General features: G+C 70.8%; 11 protein-coding genes, 1 tRNA gene and 1 rRNA gene. 3 read left to right on the forward strand and 10 right to left on the reverse strand.

Translation table 11 applies throughout. The features are described 5' to 3' along the window. Nucleotides 1–152 precede the first annotated feature (152 nt). Together BU197_RS04785 and BU197_RS31230 are read left to right on the forward strand one after the other, a co-directional pair. On the forward strand, nucleotides 153–968 hold the full coding sequence (locus BU197_RS04785; protein WP_188266922.1) for an Fpg/Nei family DNA glycosylase: 816 nt from the start codon (nucleotides 153–155) through the stop codon (nucleotides 966–968). A 528-nt stretch (nucleotides 969–1,496) separates the two neighbouring features. Next, complete coding sequence (locus BU197_RS31230; RefSeq protein WP_317452158.1) at nucleotides 1,497–1,622, forward strand: hypothetical protein; 126 nt, start codon at nucleotides 1,497–1,499, stop codon at nucleotides 1,620–1,622. A 201-nt stretch (nucleotides 1,623–1,823) separates the two neighbouring features. Here BU197_RS31230 and BU197_RS04790 read toward each other — a convergent pair whose 3' ends face one another. The 8 genes from BU197_RS04790 to BU197_RS04825 all read right to left on the reverse strand — a co-directional run bounded on the left by BU197_RS04790 (nucleotide 1,824) and on the right by BU197_RS04825 (nucleotide 15,708). Further along, complete coding sequence (locus BU197_RS04790) at nucleotides 1,824–2,204, reverse strand: helix-turn-helix domain-containing protein (RefSeq protein ID WP_188266923.1); 381 nt, start codon at nucleotides 2,202–2,204, stop codon at nucleotides 1,824–1,826. Nucleotides 2,205–2,298: 94 nt separating this feature from the next. Next, nucleotides 2,299–2,835 carry a CinA family protein gene (locus BU197_RS04795; protein WP_188266924.1) on the reverse strand — a complete coding sequence of 179 codons (537 nt, stop codon included), beginning with the start codon at nucleotides 2,833–2,835 and terminating at the stop codon, nucleotides 2,299–2,301. Then, on the reverse strand, nucleotides 2,832–3,506 hold the full coding sequence (gene pgsA, locus BU197_RS04800; RefSeq protein WP_188266925.1) for a CDP-diacylglycerol--glycerol-3-phosphate 3-phosphatidyltransferase: 675 nt from the start codon (nucleotides 3,504–3,506) through the stop codon (nucleotides 2,832–2,834). Before pgsA ends, BU197_RS04795 begins: the two co-directional genes overlap by 4 nt. Further along, on the reverse strand, nucleotides 3,503–5,026 hold the full coding sequence (gene rimO, locus BU197_RS04805; protein ID WP_188266926.1) for a 30S ribosomal protein S12 methylthiotransferase RimO: 1,524 nt from the start codon (nucleotides 5,024–5,026) through the stop codon (nucleotides 3,503–3,505). The genes pgsA and rimO overlap by 4 nt, the downstream gene beginning before the upstream one ends. Nucleotides 5,027–5,118: 92 nt before the next feature. Next, nucleotides 5,119–5,946, reverse strand: a complete 828-nt coding sequence (locus BU197_RS04810; protein WP_188266927.1) for a helix-turn-helix domain-containing protein — start codon at nucleotides 5,944–5,946, stop codon at nucleotides 5,119–5,121. Nucleotides 5,947–6,167: 221 nt separating this feature from the next. Beyond that, entirely contained in the window at nucleotides 6,168–8,990 is a 2,823-nt protein-coding gene (locus BU197_RS04815; RefSeq protein ID WP_188266928.1) for a DNA translocase FtsK, read from the reverse strand. Nucleotides 8,991–9,208: 218 nt separating this feature from the next. Further along, nucleotides 9,209–9,889: a two-component system response regulator gene (locus tag BU197_RS04820; protein WP_188266929.1), complete on the reverse strand. Its 681-nt coding sequence runs from the start codon at nucleotides 9,887–9,889 to the stop codon at nucleotides 9,209–9,211. Between the two features lie 338 nt (nucleotides 9,890–10,227). Beyond that, nucleotides 10,228–15,708, reverse strand: coding sequence for a HAMP domain-containing protein (locus BU197_RS04825; RefSeq protein WP_188266930.1), 5,481 nt, complete (start codon nucleotides 15,706–15,708; stop codon nucleotides 10,228–10,230). Between the two features lie 267 nt (nucleotides 15,709–15,975). On the opposite strand from BU197_RS04825, the gene BU197_RS04830 reads away from it, so the two are divergent. Next, nucleotides 15,976–18,624, forward strand: a complete 2,649-nt coding sequence (locus BU197_RS04830) for a SpoIIE family protein phosphatase (protein WP_188266931.1) — start codon at nucleotides 15,976–15,978, stop codon at nucleotides 18,622–18,624. Between the two features lie 111 nt (nucleotides 18,625–18,735). Here BU197_RS04830 and BU197_RS04835 read toward each other — a convergent pair. Together BU197_RS04835 and rrf are read right to left on the reverse strand one after the other, a co-directional pair. Further along, nucleotides 18,736–18,811, reverse strand: a tRNA-Thr gene (locus tag BU197_RS04835). Between the two features lie 5 nt (nucleotides 18,812–18,816). Continuing rightward, nucleotides 18,817–18,933 (reverse strand): 5S ribosomal RNA (gene rrf / locus BU197_RS04840). Between the last annotated feature and the right edge of the window lie 8 nt (nucleotides 18,934–18,941).

Consider the following 18,941-nt stretch of genomic DNA (forward strand, 5'->3'; position numbering starts at 1 on the left):
GGCCACGGGGCCCGCCTTCCCACAACCGCTCCGCGCGCGACCCCTCACCCGGGCATCCCCAGCCCCTCGTCCGGCATCCGGCATCCGCAGCCCCTCCCCCGTCGTCCGCGCACCGCACCCGCACCCGCACCCGCACCCGGCATCATGGAACCGTGCCCGAAGGAGACACCGTCTGGCAGGCCGCGCGGCGCCTGCACAGTGCGCTCGCCGGGCGGGTGCTGACCCGCTCGGACCTCCGGGTGCCCCGGTTCGCCACCGCCGACCTCACCGGCCGCGTGCTGCTGGACGTCACCCCGCGCGGCAAGCATCTGCTCGCCCGGATCGAGGGCGGTCTGACGCTCCACTCCCATCTGCGGATGGACGGTGCCTGGCGGGTGTACGCCACCGGGGAGCGCCCCCGTGGCGGCCCCGAGCACCAGATCCGGGCGGTGCTCGGAAACGCGGAGTCCACCGCGTACGGCTATCGGCTTCCCGTACTGGAGCTGATCCGTACGGCCGAGGAGTCCCGGGTGGTGGGGCATCTCGGCCCGGGCCCGCTGGGCCCCGACTGGGACGCGGCGGAGGCCGCGCGCCGACTGGGCGCCGACCCCGGCCGACCGCTCGGCGAGGCACTCCTCGACCAGCGGAACCTGGCGGGCATCGGCAATGTGTACAAGTCGGAGCTGGCGTTCCTGGCCGGTGTCACCCCCTGGCTCCCGGTGGGCGAGCTGGCCCCCGATGTCCCCGCCCGGCTGGCCGCCACCGCCCACCGGCTCCTGGAGGCGAACAAGGACCGTCCCGACCGTCGCACCACCACGACGCGCCGTCCGGGCGTCCCCCTGCACGTCTACGGCCGGGCGGGGCGCCCCTGCCTCCGCTGCGGCACCCCGATCCGCCGGGCGGAACTGGGCGACCGGGTGACGTACTGGTGCCCCGGCTGCCAGCGAGGCCCCGACACCGAAGGCCTCCCGCCCACCCCGCCCAATTGACCCCCCGTCACATACGGTCGCACGGCCCCGCCATGGCATCCCACCCCACGCACCCCTCACCGGGCGAACCTCAGGCGTCACAAATCCCGCCGGGGCGAACCTCAGGCTTCACGACCCCCACCGGTCACATCGCATACGCCACGCCCCCCACCGGGTCACGCCCCATACGCCACGCCCCCCACCGAGTCACACCCCATACGTCACAGACCTCACTACTCGCCCCGCTCCCCGCCCCGTCGGCCGGACCCCATCCCCCGGCGAAACCACGACCGCGCCCTGGCCACCCCTCGCCCGCACGCTCGCCCGCACACTCGCCGCAGCCTGCCGCCCCCCGTCGGGAACCCACCCCGGCCCAGCCCCCGGAGCCACCCCGTCCCCTCCGTACCGTCCTCTCCGCCCAGACCGTCCCGGCGGCCCCCCGGCCCCCGGCCCCGCCGTCCCGACCCGGCCGCCGCGTGGACCGGCAGCAGGCTCAGCCCCCAGCCGCCCGCCGCCACCGTGCTCTCGACCGGCCCGGTCTCCCCCGGCGTGAGCAGCAGGCGCAGCACGGCCCACCACCAGAGCCCCCCGGCCACCAGCCCGATCGCGATCAGCGCGAGCGTCACCGGCGGCACCCGTCGCCGTACCATCGCCGCCTCCTGCCGTCGACGCTAGACCGGCGGGATCACCCTGCGGGAGGGCGCACCGGAGGCACGCCCGGCGCGCACGGCCCAGTCGCGTGTTCCCCCCACCATGGCACGCGATACCGGAACCCGGCATCTCATGCCATATGCCACGAATCCACCCCCGGAAAGAGAGAAACCCCGGCCGATGCCTCACGAAGAGGCACCGACCGGGGTTCCGTCCCGTTTCGGTTCAGGCAGCGACGACGTCGACCGCTTCCGCGGGCGCCTTGATGGTCACCCGCTCGGTGGGCACACCCACCGACGTCACCGACACCGAGTTGAGCATCGGGCGGACCGGCACCGGGACCGGTTCGCTCGCCGCTGCCGACTCGGCCAGTTCGGCCAGCGACAGCTCGTCGCTCACTTCACGCATCAGCTCGGACATCCGTACGTCCAGCGCGTCGCAGATCGCGGAGAGCAGCTCGGAGGATGCCTCCTTCTGCCCCCGCTCCACCTCGGAGAGATAGCCGAGCGAGACTCGGGCGGACGAGGAGACTTCGCGCAGAGTACGGCCCTGGCGCTGGCGCTGCCGACGCAGCACGTCACCCAGCAGGCGACGGAGCAGAATCATCGGTGGCTCCCTCCTCGGACCGCGTAGCCGCATCCTTCACGCCCCACCGTACCGCCTTGCGCCGCGGCCGTGCGGGGAGCGATGTCGTGTTCACTCAGGGCTGCAAACATCCATTCCCCCCGTTGTGTTCCGTATCCTGTGCCCGCGCATTTCCCAGGAGTTCCACGCGAAGCAGTTCGAGCACGCTCCGTACACTCTCTCTACGGATTTCCGCGCGATCGCCGTTCAATCTCAACGCGGCCGTTTTCCCGGCGGAAAGGCCGGTGCCCGCCGGTCCCGCGACGGCCACGTAGACCGTGCCGACGGGCTGTCCGTCCTGGGGGTCGGGGCCCGCGACCCCGGTCGTCGAGATCCCCCAGTCGGCCCCGAGCCGGTCCCGGACACCCGTCGCCATCTGCGACGCGACCTCGGGGTCCACCGCTCCGCGGGCTGCCAGGAGGTCCGCGTCGACGCCGAGCAGTTCGTGCTTGAGGGTCGTGGCGTACGCAGTGACGGAGCCCCGGAAGACCGCCGAGGCGCCCGGCACCGCGGTGAGCGCCGCGGCCACCAGACCACCCGTGAGCGACTCCGCGACGGCCAGCGTGTGACCACGCTCCGCGAGCAGTGCCAGCGTCCGGGCGGCTTCGTTCATCGCGTCGCCGTCTCCGAGCGCGCCTCGGCCCGCTCGGCGGCGAGCCCCTCACGGCGCAGCACGATCGCCTGCCGGACATAGTCAAGTCCGGTGACCACGGTCAGGACGACGGCCACCGCCATCACCCAGAAGCGGAAGGTGGCCAGGGGCCCGGTGAGCATCAGCACGTACATGCCGACCGCGGTGCCCTGGGCGAGGGTCTTCATCTTGCCGCCCCTGCTGGCCGGGATGACCCCGTGCCGGATCACCCAGAAGCGCATCAGGGTGATCCCCAGTTCCCTGGCCAGGATGACCCCGGTGACCCACCAGGGCAGGTCCCCGAGCATCGACAGGGAGATCAGCCCTGCCGCCATGATCGCCTTGTCGGCGATCGGGTCGGCGATCTTGCCGAAGTCGGTGACGAGGTTGTACGTACGGGCGAGGTGCCCGTCGAAGACGTCCGTGATCATGGCGACGGCGAAGGCGGCCCAGGCCCAGGCGCGCCATACCGGGTCGTGGCCGCCGTCCTGGAGGAGCAGCAGCACGAAGCCCGGCACGAGCACCAGCCGGATCATGGTCAGGATGTTGGCGATGTTCCACAGGCTGGCCTGGTCGACGGCCGCCGTGCCCAGCTTGCCGCGGGGCGCCGGCCTTCCGGTCCCGCCCGTCGCGGATGCCGGGACTCCGGTCATCTGCCACCCTCCTCGAAAAGACACTCGGCCACCAGGTCGACACCCTCCGTGCCGACGACCTTCGCCTTGACCATACGGCCCGGGGCCAGGTCGGGGCTCGCGCCGTCGGACGTGGTGAGCAGAACCTGCCCGTCGGTCTCGGGCGCCTGGTGGGCGGCCCGGCCGATCACGCCGTCCTCCTCGTCCACGGACTCGACCAGTACCTCAAGGGTCTCTCCGACGCGCTCCTCCGCGCGCTGCGCGGTGAGTTCCTCGGCGAGCCGGGAGAGGTGGGCGAGGCGCGCGTCGACGACGTCCTGGTCCAGCTTGGTCTCGTACGTGGCGGCTTCGGTGCCGTCCTCGTCGGAGTAGCCGAAGACGCCGATGGCGTCGAGGCGGGCGTGGGTGACGAAGCGTTCCAGCTCGGCGAAGTCCGCTTCGGTCTCGCCGGGGAAGCCGACGATGAAGTTGGAGCGGGCGCCGGCCGTAGGAGCCTTGGAGCGGATGGTCTCCAGGAGTTCCAGGAAGCGGTCCGTGTCACCGAAGCGGCGCATGGCCCGCAGCACGTCGGGGGCGCTGTGCTGGAAGGACAGGTCGAAGTAGGGGGCGACCTTCTCGGTCGACGTGAGGACGTCGATCAGACCGGGGCGCATCTCGGCGGGCTGGAGGTAGCTGACGCGGACGCGCTCGATGCCGTCGACACCGGCCAGCTCGGGCAGCAGGCTCTCCAGGAGCCGGATGTCGCCGAGGTCCTTGCCGTACGAGGTGTTGTTCTCGGAGACCAGCATGATCTCCTTCACGCCCTGCTCGGCGAGCCAGCGCGTCTCGTTCAGCACGTCGGAGGGACGGCGGGAGACGAAGGAGCCGCGGAAGGAGGGGATGGCGCAGAAGGAGCAGCGGCGGTCGCAGCCGGAGGCCAGCTTCACGGAGGCGACGGGGCTGGTGTCCAGGCGGCGGCGGAGCGGCGCGCGGGGCCCGGAGGCGGGCGCGAGTCCGGCGGGCAGGTCGCTGGGCACGCTCTCGGGAGCGGGTGCCTCGGCGGGAGCGGGAGCCTCGGGGGCTTCCACGGTGCCGTGGCCGGGAAGGGCGACCGAGGCGGCGGCCTGCTGGCGCTCGACGGGCGAGAGGGGCAGCAGTCTGCGCCGGTCACGGGGGGTGTGGGCCTCGACGCTGCCACCGCTGAGGATGGTCTGGAGGCGGTTGGAGATGTCGGCGTAGTCGTCGAAGCCGAGCACGCCGTCGGCCTCGGGGAGGGCGTCGGCGAGTTCCTTGCCGTAGCGCTCGGCCATACAGCCGACGGCGACCACGGCCTGGGTCTTGCCGTGGTCCTTCAGATCATTGGCTTCGAGGAGGGCGTCGACGGAGTCCTTCTTGGCGGCTTCGACGAATCCACAGGTGTTGACGACGGCGACATCCGCGTCCTCGGCGTTCTCGACGAGCTCCCAGCCGTCCGCTGCCAAGCGGCCTGCGAGCTCCTCCGAGTCCACCTCGTTACGGGCGCAGCCAAGAGTGACAAGGGCGACGGTACGGCGTTCGGGCATGGACTCAAGACTACTTCGTCCCGGCCGTTCCCCCGTCGCGCAGGGTTCACCTGCGCGACAGAGGTCACATCGGGCCCGTGCCGGGGGGCGGCTCAGCCGGCCTCGGGGTCGCCCTTGGTGTAGCTCAGCCGCTCGACCTGGCCGGATTCGAACTTGTCGGCGAGCTTCTTTCCGTTTACGTACAGCTCGATCGCGCCCGCGTTGCCGAGGACGAGGTCGACGCGCTCGTCGTCCTGGAAGGTCTTGGACTCACCCTTGAGGAGGAGTCCGTCGAAGAGGAGCTTGCCGTCGTGGGCCTTGGCGGAGATCCAGCTCTTGTCGTCGACCGCGGAGAGCTTGACCGTGACCTTGTCCTGCGGGACGGCGGCGATGGCGCTCTCGGTGGGCTTCGGGGTGGCGGGCCTGGGCTTGGGCTTGGCGGCGGAGCCGGCCTTCTCGGGGGCGGGCGCGGGGCCGCCCTCGGCGGCGGTGGTGGGGCCCTTCGGGGCGTCGTTCCCGTTGAACATCGTGAAGCCGACGAATCCGACGACGGCGACGATGGCCGCGACCATGGCGGCGGTCCAGTTGGGGCGGCGGGGCTCGGGGCGGATACGTTCCGCCTCGAAGAGCGGGGCGGCGGGGGTGGGCGCGGGGCGGCCACCGTGCTCGGCGTCGTACTGCTCGATCAGCGGGGCCGGATCGAGCCCGACGGCACGTGCGAGGGTGCGGACGTGCCCGCGCGCGTAGACGTCGCCGCCGCAGCGCGAGAAGTCGTCCTGCTCGATCGCGTGCACGATCGGAATCCGGACACGGGTGGAGGCACTGACCTCTTCGACGGTGAGACCGGCGGCGATACGGGTCTGCCGGAGGGCACGGCCGATCGAATCCCGGTCGTCTGCCGGGAAGATCCGGTCGTCTTCGGGGGAGTTGCCGATGGACACGAGAGCGCCTTTCGAGCGTGTAGCCACCTGCTGGACGTTCAGTCTATGGGTGGTACGAAAGGGTGGGGCAAGCGGGCGGGCGCCGTTTGTACGCCATGAGGCTGGGACGTCCTGCCGCCCCACCCTCCAACTTGACGTACGGCCAGGGGAAACGGTTGCCCGTCCACCCCTTACGAGTGAGTCTCGGCCCGGTTTCGGCCGGGTACCCGGCCGCGCGGAGGCTAGGCACCCGACTCTCCTCTGATCACGGCGAGCACGCCGTCCAGCTCGTCGGGTTTCACGAGGACGTCCCGCGCCTTGGAGCCCTCGCTGGGTCCGACGATGTTCCGCGACTCCATCAGGTCCATCAGCCGGCCGGCCTTGGCGAAGCCGACGCGCAGCTTGCGCTGGAGCATCGAGGTGGAGCCGAACTGTGTGGAGACGACGAGTTCGGCGGCCTGGCACAGCAGGTCCAGGTCGTCGCCGATGTCCTCGTCGATCTCCTTCTTCTGCTTGGTCCCGACGGTGACGTCCTCCCGGAAGACCGGGGTCATCTGGTCCTTGCAGTGCTGTACGACGGCCGCGACCTCGCGCTCGGTGACGAAGGCGCCTTGCATGCGGACGGGCTTGTTGGCGCCCATCGGCAGGAAGAGGCCGTCGCCCTTGCCGATGAGCTTCTCGGCGCCGGGCTGGTCGAGGATGACCCGGCTGTCGGCGAGCGAGGAGGTCGCGAAGGCGAGCCGGGAGGGCACGTTCGCCTTGATGAGACCGGTGACGACGTCCACGGACGGGCGCTGGGTGGCCAGTACCAGATGGATACCGGCGGCGCGCGCGAGCTGGGTGATGCGCACGATCGAGTCCTCGACGTCCCTGGGCGCGACCATCATCAGGTCGGCCAGCTCGTCGACGATCACCAGCAGATACGGGTAGGGGTTCAGCTCGCGCTGGCTGCCCTCGGGCAGCTTGATCTTCCCCTCCCTGATGGCCTGGTTGAAGTCGTCGATGTGCCGGTAGCCGAAGGCGGCCAGGTCGTCGTAGCGGAGGTCCATCTCCTTCACCACCCACTGGAGGGCCTCGGCGGCCCGCTTGGGGTTGGTGATGATCGGGGTGATCAGGTGCGGGATGCCCTCGTAGGCGGTGAGTTCGACCCGCTTGGGGTCGACGAGGACCATCCGGACGTCCTCCGGGGTCGCTCTTATCATGATCGAGGTGATCAGGCAGTTGATGCACGAGGACTTTCCGGAACCGGTGGCTCCGGCGACCAGGACGTGCGGCATCTTCGCCAGGTTGGCCATCTCGTAGCCGCCCTCGACGTTCTTGCCGAGCGCGACGAGCAGCGGGTGGTCGTCCTCGGCGGCGGCGGCGAGCCGCAGCACGTCCCCGAGGTTGACCATCTCCCGGTCGCTGTTGGGGATCTCGATGCCGACTGCGGACTTGCCGGGGATCGGCGAGATGATCCGCACGTCCGGTGACGCCACCGCGTAGGCGATGTTCTTCGTCAGCGCGGTGATCTTCTCGACCTTCACCGCGGGCCCGAGTTCGACCTCGTACCGGGTGACCGTCGGTCCCCGTGTGAAGCCGGTGACCGCCGCGTCGACCTTGAACTCGGTGAAGACGTTGGAGAGCGAGTCCACCACGGCGTCGTTGGCCGCGCTGCGCGTCTTGCCGGGGCCGCCCCGCTCCAGCAGATCGAGCGACGGCAGGGCGTACGTGATGTCCCCGGCCAGCTGGAGCTGCTCCGCCCGGATCGGCAGATCCGTCGGCTCGGGCGCGGGCTTGGTCAGATCCGGTACGCCTCCGCCGGCCCGGCGCTCCGCGTCGCGGGCGGGCGGTACGGGCGCGGCGGCGTCGGCGGTGCCCGCCCGTGCTGCGGCGGCCTCGGCTCTGAGGTCGGTGGTGACGTCCCGGGTCAGATCGGCCACGAGCGGGGAGGGCGGCATGCCGTTGAGCACGGCGCCGTCGAGCGCGGCGGCGGCAGCGGCGGCGATGTCCACCGGGTCCGGTCCTTCGTCGAAGGCGCGCGGTCCGGCGGAGCGGCGGGCCGAGCTCTTGCGCTGTTCGAGCAGCTCCTCCTCGGCCCGGTCCACGTCGTACGGCTCCTCGGGACCGCGCCGCCGCTGCCGTGGCTGCGGCCGGGCGTCGCGCCACTCCTCGTCGTACTCCTCGTACGGCACGTACTCGTCCACCGGCTCGTACGCGGGTTCCACGATGCCGAGCCGGGCGCCGAGGGCGCGCAGCCGCTGGGGGATCGCGTTGACCGGGGTGGCGGTGACGACGAGCAGGCCGAAGAGGGTGAGCAGCGCCAGGATCGGTACGGCGAGGACCTCGCCCATCATGAAGACGAGCGGCTGGGAGGCGGCCCAGCCGATCAGGCCGCCCGCGTTCTCCATGGCGGCGCTGCCCTCGTCGCGCCCCGGCGAGCCGCACGCGATGTGGACCTGGCCGAGGACGCCGATGACGAGGGCGGAGAGACCGATGCTGATCCGCCCGTTGGCCTCGGGCCGCTCGGGATAGAGGATCAGCCGGATGCCGATCGCGCCGATGAGCAGCGGGACGAGCAGGTCGAGCCGGCCGAAGGAGCCGGTGACCAGCATCTCGACGAGGTCGCCTACGGGGCCGCGCAGGTTGGACCAGGTTCCGGCGGCGACGATCAGCGCGAGGCCGAGCAGGAGCAGCGCGAGGCCGTCCTTGCGGTGGGCCGGGTCGAGGCCCCTCGCGCCCCGCCCTATCCCCCGGAAGACCGCCCCCACGCCGTGCGCGAGGCCGAGCCAGGCACCGCGTACCAGCCGGAACACGCCCCCGGTCGGGGACGGCGACCGGCGGGGCGCGGCCTTCTTCGCCGGGCTCTTGCGGGCGGGTGCCCGCTTGGCGGGCGCGGTCTTCTTCGCCGGTGCCCGCTTCGCCGGTGCCTTTCCCGCGGGCTTGGCGGGCGCCTTCTTCGCGGGTGGTTTGGCGGGCGACTTCGCGGGGGCCGCTTTCTTCGCGGCGCCCGTCGTACGGCCGGCGCGCGGCTTTGCGGTGCCCGCTGTGCCCTGGGAACCCTTGCCGGACGTACGTGAAGCCATGATGCCGAGGTTACCGGTGCCCGGAGCCGCTGTCCGCCCTCACCCGATCGTGTCGCCCTTGCCAGGGCATGAAGGTGACGCCTCCTCACCCTGCGGGCGCTTCCGGCACGCCGCCGGACCGGACACGCCCTCACCTCGCGGACGCTTCCGGTTCACGGCGGACGCTTCTTCCGGTGCACGACCGGACCGGGCGCCCCCGGACCGGCCGTGACGGTAGGTCAGCCCTGGGCCGGCAGGGTCGGTGCGGCTCCGGTGCCCGGTTCGAGGGCGTCGAGGGCCCGGCGCAGTCCGGTGAGCTTGCGCTCCAGATGGGCGGCGGTGGCGACCGCCGCCGCGTCGGCGGAGTCGTCGTCGAGCTGCTTGGACAGCGCCTCCGCCTGCTCCTCGACGGCCGCGAGCCGCGCGGAGAGTTCGGCGAGGAGCCCGGCGGACTCCCTGCCGTGTCCGCCCTGGCCGCCCTCGCCGCCTTCCAACTGGAGCCGCAGCAGCGCCGCCTGCTCGCGCAGCTTGCAGTTCTTCATGTACAGCTCGACGAAGACGGAGACCTTGGCGCGCAGCACCCACGGGTCGAACGGCTTCGAGATGTAGTCGACCGCGCCCGCCGCGTACCCCCGGAAGGTGTGGTGGGGGCCGTGGTTGATGGCGGTGAGGAAGATGATCGGGATGTCCCGGGTCCGCTCCCGCCGCTTGATGTGCGCGGCGGTCTCGAATCCGTCCATGCCCGGCATCTGGACGTCGAGCAGGATGACCGCGAAGTCGTCCGTCAACAGCGCCTTGAGCGCTTCCTCCCCGGACGATGCCCGCACCAGCGTCTGATCGAGCGCGGAGAGAATGGCCTCCAGCGCCAGCAGATTCTCCGGCCGGTCATCGACCAGGAGGATCTTGGCCTTCTGCACCATGCCCCGTCCTCCTCGCCCCTGCAACGGCTCTCTCCGGCTCCCCGAGCCGGGGGAAGCACCGGGCGCCGCCCCAGAGGACGACTCTCTGACGTCGTCCGTCCTTGTGCCGGTCATCGTAGCCGCACCCCGCCCGTCGCCACACCCTGTCACCGCGATGTCACTGTGCACGTACCGGAAACGCGGTGGGAGATCAGAAGGTTCCCCCTCCGGGCCCTTCTCACACCCCCTGACATGCCCCCGTCCAACCGGCCCCGCGCCGGCCCCGACCGGCCCGGGGGTGCCCGCCGGGGCCCGTGACGCGCGGGTCTCCCCCGCCCCACGGGCACCGGCGCGGGCGGTCACTCGCCCCGCATCCACTGCTCCATCACGGACAGCAGATGATCGGGGTCGACCGGCTTCGTCACATAGTCCGACGCACCCGACTCGATCGCCTTCTCCCGGTCGCCCTTCATCGCCTTCGCCGTGAGCGCGATGATCGGCAGCCCCGCGAACTGCGGCATCCGCCGGATCGCGTTCGTCGTCGCGTACCCGTCCATCTCCGGCATCATGATGTCCATCAGGACGAGCGCCACGTCGTCGTGCTGCTCCAGGACCTCGATGCCCTCCCGGCCGTTCTCCGCGTAGAGCACCGCGAGCCCGTGCTGTTCCAGGACGCTGGTGAGCGCGAACACATTGCGGATGTCGTCGTCGACGATGAGCACCCGCTCGCCCGAGAAGCCGTACGTGCGGCGCGCCTCGGCCTCCGGCTCCCGATCCGCCCGCTCGACCGGCTCCTCCCTGCCCGCCCGCCCCGGCACGGAGGTACGCGCCCCGGTCGCCTCCGCCGCCGCCTTCCTGCGGTGCCGGAACAGCGCCCCGGCGCCCGAGCGCGCTTCGGCACGCACCGGGGACGGCGCGTAGTACGGGTACGACCTGCCGGACCCGTCCGTCCCCTCCTCGGTGCCCGGCTGCGGTTCGTCGGCGCCCTGCGCCCCCTGCCCGAGCGCCGGCGGCTCGGTCGGGTTCAGCGGCAGGTAGAGCGTGAACGTCGAGCCCCGGCCCGGCTCGCTCGCCGCGAAGATCTCGCCGCCGAGCAGCCGGGCGATCTCCCGGCTGATCGACAGGCCGAGCCCCGTACCTCCGTACTTGCGGCTGGTCGTGCCGTCGGCCTGCTTGAACGCCTCGAAGATGACCCGCATCTTGCTCGCCGCGATCCCGATGCCCGTGTCCGTGACCGAGAACGCGATCAGATCGGCCTCCGGGTCGCGCAGCGAACCGGCCTCCAGGAGCTGTTCCCTGATCGACTGCGGCACATCGGTGCCGGACGGCCGGATCACCAGCTCCACCGCTCCCGTGTCGGTGAACTTCACCGCGTTCGACAGGAGGTTGCGCAGCACCTGGAGCAGCCGCTGCTCGTCGGTGTGGAGCGTGGCGGGCAGCTCCGGCGAGACCCGTACGGAGAAGTCCAGGCCCTTCTCCGCCGTCAGCGGCCGGAAGGTGGCCTCCACGTAGTCGACGAGCTGGACGAGTGCGATCCGGGTCGGCGACACGTCCATCTTGCCCGCCTCCACCTTGGACAGGTCGAGGATGTCGTTGATCAGCTGGAGCAGGTCGGAACCCGCGCCGTGGATGGTCTCCGCGAACTCGACCTGCTTGGGCGTCAGGTTCGTCTCGGCGTTGTCCGCGAGCAACTTGGCGAGGATGAGCAGCGAGTTGAGCGGGGTGCGCAGCTCGTGCGACATGTTCGCCAGGAACTCCGACTTGTAGCGCATGGAGACGGCGAGCTGTTCGGCCCGCTCCTCCAGCACCTGCCGGGCCTCCTCGATCTCGGTGTTCTTCACCTCGATGTCACGGTTCTGCCGGGCGAGCAGTTCGGCCTTCTCCTCCAGTTCGGCGTTGGATCCCTGGAGTTCCTTCTGCCGGTGCTCCAGCTCGGCCGACCGCTCCTTGAGCTGTTCGGTGAGCCGCTGCGACTGCTGGAGCAGCACCTCGGTCTTGGTGTTGACGCTGATCGTGTTGACGGTGGTCGCGATCAGCTCGGCCAGCTGGTTGAGGAAGTCCCGCTGGATCTGGGTGAACGGCTGGAAGGAGGCCAGCTCGATCACGCCGAGGACCTTGCCCTCGAAGAGCACCGGCAGCACGATCACATGCGCGGGCGCCGCCTCGCCGAGCCCGGAGGAGATCTTCAGATAGCCCGGCGGCACATTGACCTGGATGGTCCGCTTCTCCTCCGCCGCCGTCCCGATCAGCGTCTCGCCGGGACGGAACGAGGTCGGCATGGAGCCGCTGGAGTACCCGTAGCTCCCCCGCATCCGCAGCTCGTACGAGCCGTCGCCCTCCCCGACGAGTTCGGCGTCGCTGTGCGCGGAGCCGGTCGGCATCGCGACGAAGAAGGCCCCGTGCTGCGCCGAGACCACCGGCGTCAGCTCGCTCATGATGAGCGAGGCGACGTCGTCCAGGTCCCGGCGGCCCTGCATGAGTCCGGAGATACGGGCCAGGTTGCCCTTCAGCCAGTCCTGCTCCTCGTTGGCGAGGGTGGTGTCGCGCAGGTTGGTGATCATCGTGTTGATGTTGTCCTGGAGTGCCTGGATCTCGCCCGCCGCGTCGACGCCGTTGATCTTCAGGTTGAGGTCGCCCCGGGTGACCGCCGTGGCGACCGCCGCGATGGCCCGCACCTGACGGGTCAGGTTCCCGGCCATCTCGTTCACGGACTCGGTCAGATCGCTCCAGGTGCCGTCCACGTCCCGCACGTGCGCCTGGCCGCCGAGAATGCCCTCGACGCCCACCTCACGCGCCACACGCGTGACTTCCTCGGCGAAGTTCGACAGCTGGTCGACCATCGTGTTGATGGTGTTCTTCAGCTCCTCGATCTCGCCGCGCGCGTCGATGTCGATCTTCTTGGTGAGGTCGCCCTTGGCGATGGCGGTGGTGACGGCGGCGATCTGCCGCACCTGACCGGTGAGGTTGGACGCCATCGAGTTCACCGACTCGGTGAGGTCCTTCCAGGTGCCCGAGACCCCCGGAACCCGCGCCTGGCCGCCGAGTTCGCCCTCCGTGCCCACCTCGCGGGCCACCCGGGTGACCTCGTCCGCGAACGACGAGAGTGTCGTCACCATCGTGTTGACGGTCTCGGCGAGTTCGGCGACCTCGCCGCGCGCCTCCACCGTCACCTTCTTCGTCAGATCGCCGTTGGCGACCGCCGCCGACACCCGCGAGATGTTCCGCACCTGACTGGTCAGGTTGTTGGCCATCAGGTTGACGTTGTCGCTGAGGTCCTTCCAGGTGCCGGTCACCCCGCGCACCTGCGCCTGCCCGCCCAGGATGCCTTCCGTGCCCACCTCGCGGGCGACCCGGATGACTTCGTCCGCGAAGTTCGACAGCTGGTCGACCATGGTGTTGACGGTCGTCACCAGCTCCAGGATCTCGCCCCGGGCACCGACCGTGATCTTCTTCGACAGGTCGCCCTTGGCGACCGCCGTGGTGACCTCGGCGATGTTCCGCACCTGGATGGTGAGGTTGTTCGCCATGAAGTTCACCGACTGGGTCAGGTCCTTCCAGGTGCCGGAGACCCCCTGCACCTCGGCCTGACCGCCGAGGATGCCCTCCGTGCCCACCTCGCGGGCCACCCGGGTCACCTGCTCGGCGAAGTTGGACAGCTGGTCCACCATCGTGTTGAGGGTGTTCTTCAGCTCCAGGATCTCGCCGCGCGCGTCCACGTCGATCTTCTGCGACAGATCGCCGCGCGCGACCGCGGTGGCGACCTGCGCGATGTTGCGGACCTGCGTGGTCAGGTTCCCGGCCATGCCGTTCACCGAGTCCGTCAGATCCCGCCACACCCCGGCCACTCCCGGCACCTGTGCCTGGCCGCCGAGCCGTCCGTCGGTGCCCACCTCGCGGGCCACCCGCGTCACCTGGGCGGCGAAGGCCGAGAGCTGGTCGACCATCGTGTTGATGGTGTTCTTCAGCTCCAGGATCTCCCCGCGCGCGTCCACGTCGATCTTCTGCGACAGATCACCGCGCGCCACGGCCGTCGTCACCTGGGCGATCTGCCGTACCTGCGAGGTCAGGTTCCCCGCCATGAAGTTCACCGAGTCGGTGAGTTCCCGCCAGCGCCCGGAGACGCCGTCGACCCGCGCCTGACCGCCGAGCCGGCCCTCCGTGCCCACGTCCCGCGCCATCCGCGTCACCTGGTCCGCGAACGACGACAGCTGCGACACCATGGTGTTGACGGTGTTCTTGAGTTCCAGCATCTCGCCGGCCACGTCGACCGTGACCTTCTGCGACAGATCACCGTTGGCGACCGCCGTCGTCACGAGCGCGATGTCCCGCACCTGGTTGGTCAGGTTGCGGAAGGCCGTGTTCACCGAGTCGGTGAGGTCCTTCCACGTCCCGGCCGCCCCGCGCACCTCCGCCTGCCCGCCCAGCAGACCCTCGACACCGACCTCCCGGGCGACCCGGGTCACCTCGGAACCGAAGGCGGACAGCTGGTCCACCATGGTGTTGACGGTGTTCTTGAGTTCCAGCATCTCCCCGGCCACGTCGACCGTGACCTTCTGCGACAGATCACCGTTGGCCACGGCCGTCGTCACCTGGGCGATGTCCCGGACCTGGGTGGTGATGTTCCGGAAGACCGTGTTGACGGAGTCGGTCAGGTCCTTCCAGGTGCCCGCCGCGCCCGGCACCTGCGCCTGACCGCCGAGCAGTCCCTGCGCGCCGACCTCGCCCGATACCCGGGTCACCTCGTCGGCGAAGATCCGCAGCGTCTTCGTCATCTGGTTGATGGTGTCCGCGAGCTGCGCGATCTCGCCCCGCGCCGACACCCGTACCTTCTGCGACAGATCGCCGTTGGCGACCGCCGTCGTCACCAGGGCGATGTCCCGCACCTGGTTGGTCAGGTTCCCGGCCATCGTGTTGACCGAGTCGGTGAGGTCCTTCCAGACCCCGGAGACCCCGGCCACTTCCGCCTGACCGCCCAGCTCGCCCTCGGTGCCCACTTCCCGGGCGACGCGGGTCACCTCGGAGGAGAACGACGACAGCTGGTCCACCATCCGGTTGACGGTGTTCTTCAGCTCCAGCATCTCCCCGGCGACGTTCGCCGTGACCTTCTGCGACAGGTCGCCGTCCGCGACCGCCGTCGTCACCAGCGCGATGTCCCGCACCTGGGCGGTCAGCCGGCCCGCCATCGTGTTGACCGAGTCCGTGAGGTCCTTCCACGAACCGGACACCCCGCGCACCTGCGCCTGCCCGCCCAGCTTGCCGTCGGTGCCCACCTCGACGGCGACCCTGGTCACCTCGGACGCGAAGAGCGACAGCTGGTCGACGAGGTTGTTGACGGTACGCGCGACCTTCAGGAACTCGCCGCGCAGCGGCCGGACCGCCCCGTCGACACCCTCCGAACGCAGGTCCATCCGCTGTTCCAGATCGCCCTCGGCGACCGCCGACAGCACCCGGCCCACCTCGGACACCGGCCGGGCCAGATCGTCGACGAGCGCGTTCGCCGCCTCGATCGCCGCCGCCCACGCGCCTTCGCCCGCGCCGACCTCAAGGCGTTCGGACAGCTTGCCCTCGCGGCCCACCACCCGGCGGACCCGTGACAGCTCCCCCGTCACATGCAGCTGCCGCTCGGCGACCTCGTTGAACACGGCGGAGATCTCCGCCATGACCCCGTCGCCCGAGACCGTCAGCCGCCTGCGCAGATTCCCGTCGCGCATCGACACCAGGGCCGCGAGCAGCCTCTCCAGCGCCGCCGCGTCCACCTGAACCGTTCCGCCACGGGAGCGCCCGCCCCTCGCGCGCGTACCGCTGCCTGCGCCGCGTCGCGCCGCCGTGCCAGGTTCCACCGTGTCCCTCCCGAAAGGGGTCGACCGTTGCGCTCCGATTCCCACCGGTAGCCTGCCCAGTGTTTCACCGCCACCCAACCAGGTGATAACAGTTCGGCGGCTCCGTACCGGGTCCTACCCCCGGGGAGCGGAATCAGCGCGACCGGCATCCGCGCGTACGGTGGGGGAAAGTAACCTGGCTCCCGGCTGTCCAGCCGCCCCGGTCCGCCCGGCGGGGGCGGTGTGAAGCGCGTACGACCACCGGGCAGTGGGAGGGACAGACCGAGCATGGCGGAGCCGGGCGTCGAGACGCGTACGAGGAGTGCTGTGATCACCGCGCGGGCGACTGCCAGTTTCAAGCCCGTCGGGCGGTCCGTCGCGGCCGCCCGCGCCTTCGTCCGGGACACTCTCCAGGGCTGGGGCCACCCCGAGTTGGTCGACGACGCCGTCGTCCTCACCAGCGAACTGGTCACCAACGCCGTCGTCCATGCGGGCACCGCCGCCGACGTCCTCTGTCTCCGCTCCGACGACGGTATCCGCGTCGAGGTCGCCGACCGCTATCCCGAGCGCGAGATCCCCGTCCAGGGCGGCCGGTCGCTCGGCAGCCCGGACCGCGAGAACGGCCGGGGGCTGCTGCTGTGCGCCGCCCTCGCCCACCGCTGGGGCGTCGACTACTCCCCCACCCGCAAGCACGTCTGGTTCCATCTGGACCTGCCGCAGCGCCCGGTCGGCACCCGTTCCGCGGGCCCCGTCCTGCCCGACGCGCTCCTCCCGGTCACCGACGCCCGGGTCCGCGTCGCCGTCGTCCAGATCGACCGCGGCGGCACGCTCCTCTCGTGGAACGAGGACGCCCAGGAGCTTTTCGGGTACGAAGCCGGGCAGGTGGTCGGCAAACCGCTCGGCGACCTCGCCGCCTGGCCGCACACCCCCGGCATCGGCACCGGTCTCGCCGAGGCCCTGCGCCTCTCCCGCTGGGAGGGCAGCTACGGCATCCGCTGCGCCGACGGCCGGGTCGTCCCCGTCTACGCGTCCCATCTGCGGGTCCGGGACGCCCAGGGCGAGCCGTCCACCGTCTGTCTGCTGGTCAGGGAGCACGAGCGGGCCGTCCTCCAGACCCCGCAGCGCCCTTCGGCGGAGCCGGGTGCCGAGAGCAGCCGCGCCGTCGATCCCTTCGAGGTCTTCATCGGCTCGCCCGCCCCCGACGATCTCGACGGGCTTCTCCAGCGGACCGTCGAACGCGCCCGCGACATGCTGGACGGCGACGCCGCCTTCCTCCTCCTCGCCACCGACGACGAGACGGAGCTTGAGGTACGGGCGACGACCGGCCTCCCGGCGGCCCGCCAGCGCTTCGCCCGTGTCCCCGTGGAGACCGGCGCAAGCCGGTACGGCTCCGCCCGGATGCCGGCCGTCCACGAGGACCTCGCGGCCGTCCCGGGAGCCGTTCCGCTCCTCGAAGGGACCGGGATGCGCTCGGTGGTCACGGTCCCGCTGAAGGTCGAGGGCCGCCTGACGGGTTCCCTCGGCGTCGCCGCGGAGGCCGCGAACCGCTACTCCAACGAGGAGGCCCTGCGCCTCCAGTTCGCCGCCGACCGGATCGCGCTCGCCGTCGAGTCCGCCCGGCTCGGCGAGCTGGAGCGGCTGCGCCGGGGCTCCCTGAGCTTCCTCGTCGAGGCTTCCGATCTGCTGGCGGGCACGCTCGACCGCGATCAGACGCTGGCTTTGATGGCCCAGATGACGGTCCCGACCCTGGCCACCTGGTGTGCGGTCTACACGATCGCCGACCAGGTCTCCGATCCGTATCTCTCGTATGTGCTCCACGAGGACGAGGACCGTATCGACGGGCTCAAGGAGCTGCTGTCGTCGATCGCCCCGCCCGACCCGGTCCCGACGCCGGGTGCCCGGGTCTGGGCCGCTCCCGGCGAGGCCGCCCAGCGTGCGGCGGTCGCCGCCTCGGTCCGGGTCCTCGATCATCCGACCATCCCGATGTCCTCCCGTATCGATTCCGCTCTGGCGACGGCGAGCGCCGTCGCGGGCGAGACGGTCGTCCTGCCGCTGGTCGCCCGCAACCGGGTGATCGGCATGCTGACCCTGGGGCGGCCTTCGGAGGATCATTTCCGCCAGGAGATCCTGGAGCTGGCGGAGGACCTCTCGCGCCGGGCGGCCCTGGCCCTGGACAACGCGCGGCTGTACTCGGAGCGGGTGGCGATCAGCCAGTCCCTCCAGCGCAGTCTGCTGCCGCCGGGCCTTCCGGAGATCCCCGGTGTCGAGGTCGATGTCATCTACCGCGCGGCGGGCGAGGGCAACGAGGTCGGCGGCGACTTCTACGACGTCTTCCCCATCAGGGACGACGTCTACGGCTTCGCCATCGGCGATGTCTGCGGTACGGGTCCGGAGGCGGCCGCCGTCACCGGTCTGGCCCGGCACGCGCTGCGGCTGCTCGCCCGTGAGGGTTTCGGCGGCCCGGCGGTCCTGGAGCGGCTGAACGCGGCGATCCTCGACGAGGGCGCCCGCAGCCGCTTCCTGACTCTGCTGTACGGGGAGATGCATCCGCAGGAGGACGGCTCGGCGGTCCTGAAGGTCGTCTGCGCCGGTCATCCGCTTCCGTTGCGTCTCCGCCCGGACGGCATGGTGAGCCCGGCCGCGGAGCCTCAGCCGCTGCTCGGTGTCATGGAGGACCTGGAGCTGTACGAGCAGACGGTCACGCTCGACCCGGGTGATGTCCTGCTCTGTGTCACGGACGGGGTGACGGAGCGCCGTGAGGGCACGCGCATGCTGGGCGACGACGGTCTCGCCGATGTTCTCAGCACCTGTACGGGCCTGACGGCCGGCGCGGTGGCTTCTCGCATTCTGCGGGCGGTCGAGCGCTTCGCCCAGGCTCCGGCCTCCGACGACATGGCCATTCTGGCGATGCGCCTGCGCGAGCCGGACGACCGCTGACGGGCTGAGGGCCGGCGGTTCCTCTCAGGGAACCACCGGCCCGTCAGTCTCTCTGCTACTTCTTCTGGAAACGCGAAAAGGCCCCCGCCATGAGGCGGGGGCCTTTTCGTTTGGAGCCCTTTAACGGAATCGAACCGTTGACCTTCTCCTTACCATGGAGACGCTCTACCGACTGAGCTAAAAGGGCGGGTTGTTCGGCGGCGTCCTACTCTCCCACAGGGTCCCCCCTGCAGTACCATCGGCGCTGAAAGGCTTAGCTTCCGGGTTCGGAATGTAACCGGGCGTTTCCCTAACGCTATGACCACCGAAACACTATG

Source organism: Streptomyces sp. CBMA291, from assembly GCF_014596525.1.
Taxonomy (GTDB): Bacteria; Actinomycetota; Actinomycetes; order Streptomycetales; family Streptomycetaceae; genus Streptomyces.

Bases quoted from the DNA above. Each gene is read 5' to 3' on its own strand.
- rimO (WP_188266926.1), bottom strand. From the start codon at position 5,026: ATGCCCGAACGCCGTACCGTCGCCCTTGTCACTCTTGGCTGCGCCCGT.
- BU197_RS04820 (WP_188266929.1), bottom strand. From the start codon at position 9,889: ATGGTGCAGAAGGCCAAGATCCTCCTGGTCGATGACCGGCCGGAGAAT.
- BU197_RS04830 (WP_188266931.1), top strand. From the start codon at position 15,976: ATGGCGGAGCCGGGCGTCGAGACGCGTACGAGGAGTGCTGTGATCACC.
- BU197_RS04790 (WP_188266923.1), bottom strand. From the start codon at position 2,204: ATGATTCTGCTCCGTCGCCTGCTGGGTGACGTGCTGCGTCGGCAGCGC.
- BU197_RS04815 (WP_188266928.1), bottom strand. From the start codon at position 8,990: ATGGCTTCACGTACGTCCGGCAAGGGTTCCCAGGGCACAGCGGGCACC.
- BU197_RS04795 (WP_188266924.1), bottom strand. From the start codon at position 2,835: ATGAACGAAGCCGCCCGGACGCTGGCACTGCTCGCGGAGCGTGGTCAC.
- pgsA (WP_188266925.1), bottom strand. From the start codon at position 3,506: ATGACCGGAGTCCCGGCATCCGCGACGGGCGGGACCGGAAGGCCGGCG.